This is a genomic window from Exiguobacterium sp. USCH10 (assembly GCF_037619445.1).
GTDB classification, from domain to species: Bacteria; Bacillota; Bacilli; order Exiguobacteriales; family Exiguobacteriaceae; genus Exiguobacterium; species Exiguobacterium aestuarii_A.
Window position 1 is genome coordinate 1 of record NZ_JAQPZO010000024.1, and the last position, 1,686, is coordinate 1,686.

The 1,686-nt window shown below is 52.5% G+C and carries 1 protein-coding gene; it reads left to right on the forward strand.

Annotated features, from left to right (window positions below):
* The first annotated feature begins 69 nt into the window (after nucleotides 1-69).
* Nucleotides 70-1,640, forward strand: a protein-coding gene (locus PQI28_RS15535; protein WP_339963827.1) for an IS3 family transposase whose coding sequence is annotated in 2 segments (ribosomal slippage) — nucleotides 70-709 and nucleotides 709-1,640 — 1,572 coding nt in all. Because the reading frame shifts where the segments join, the coding sequence is not laid out codon by codon here.
* Nucleotides 1,641-1,686 lie beyond the last annotated feature (46 nt).

Sequence of the window (1,686 nt, forward strand, 5' to 3'; positions counted from 1 at the left end):
TGATATGCTCCCCAATAGGTAGACAGATGAAATAACAAATCTGTTTATTCTTATCGGGGAGTGTTTTTTATGGCGAGAAGTCGGCATTCGATTGAACAAAAACTGAGTGCGCTACGTATGATGGAAGAAGGGACATACACCTGGAAGGAAATCGAGGAGGCCCATCACGTCTCTGAGAATACCCTCCGGATGTGGAAAGTGAAATTCGATACCGGTGGGATCGATGCGTTGAAGGAGTCGAAGACATGGAAACATTACACCAAGGAACAGAAGATCGCGGCCGTACGTGACTATCTCGATGGGTTCACTAAAATGGAGGTTCTCTCCAAATATCATATTAGTAGTTGGTCGGTTCTATATCGGTGGATCAAGAAGTATACTGGTCATAGCGAGTTAACAGATTCGAGAAAAGGGATGGATCGAGCTATGGCCAAAGGGAGAAAGACAACATTCGAGGAACGCATGGAGATCGTCAGGTATTGCCTGGACAACGGACGGAACTATCAAAGGACGGCCGAGATATTCGCCGTGTCGTACCAGCAGGTCTACGGCTGGACGAAAAAATATGACGCCGACGGCGTGCATGGGCTCGAGGACCGGCGCGGACGGACAAAGCAAGAAGAGGAACTGACCAACGAGGAGAAGCTCGAACGTCGCATCCAACAGATTGAACGGGAGAATGAGCGCCTTCGGGCCGAGAATCTGTTCCTAAAAAAGTTAGAGGAGATCGAGAGGAGAGGTTGATCAGCCAGATCCGGCTACAATTGCGGTACATGGCCATCAAGGAAATGTCGACAAGCGACACGTTCCCGGTCGTGCTCCTATGCGAGATCGCGCAGGTCTCACGGGCCGCCTATTATAAATGGTTAAAACGTACCGTCTCGGTACGCGAGGAAGAAAACTCGAGTCTACTGGAGGACATCCGTCTCCTCTACGACCAGGTGAATGGGACCTACGGGTATCGACGGATCACCATGACGGTCAATCGCAGACGACGCCAGCATGGCCTGCCGGCATACAACGAGAAGCGCATCTATCGTCTCATGCGCATCCATGAGATCCGTTCGGTCATCCGCCAGAAACGAAAGCGGTACAAAAAGTCGTCACCGCAGCATGTGGCCGAGAACCTGATGAACCGGGAATTCAGCGCGTCACGACCGGACGAGAAATGGTGCACCGACGTCACCGAGTTCAAATATGGCGCCGGGAGGAAGGCGTATCTGAGCGCGATCATCGACCTGTATGACGGCTCAATCGTCGCCTCTCGCATCGGGAAATCCAACAACAACGCGCTCGTCTTCCAGACGATGATGCCAGCGATCGCGGGGCTCCGTACAGGAGCGAGTCCGATGATCCATAGTGACCGAGGATATCAATACACATCGAGAGGGTTCAAACGCATGGTGGAAGACGCGGGGCTGACCCACAGCATGTCCCGGGTCGGACGTTGCATCGACAACGCCCCGATCGAGGGCTTTTGGGGCACCCTGAAAGTCGAGATGTACTACCTGCGTGAGTTCCAGGCCTATAACGAACTCACATCGGCCATCGAGGCCTACATATCGTTCTACAACCATGACCGTTTCCAGAAACGGCTAAACGGCTTGAGCCCTGTCGAATACAGGACTCAAGCCGCCTAGTTTGGTTTTCATTATTTGCCCTGTCTACTTGACGGGGAGCAGTTCA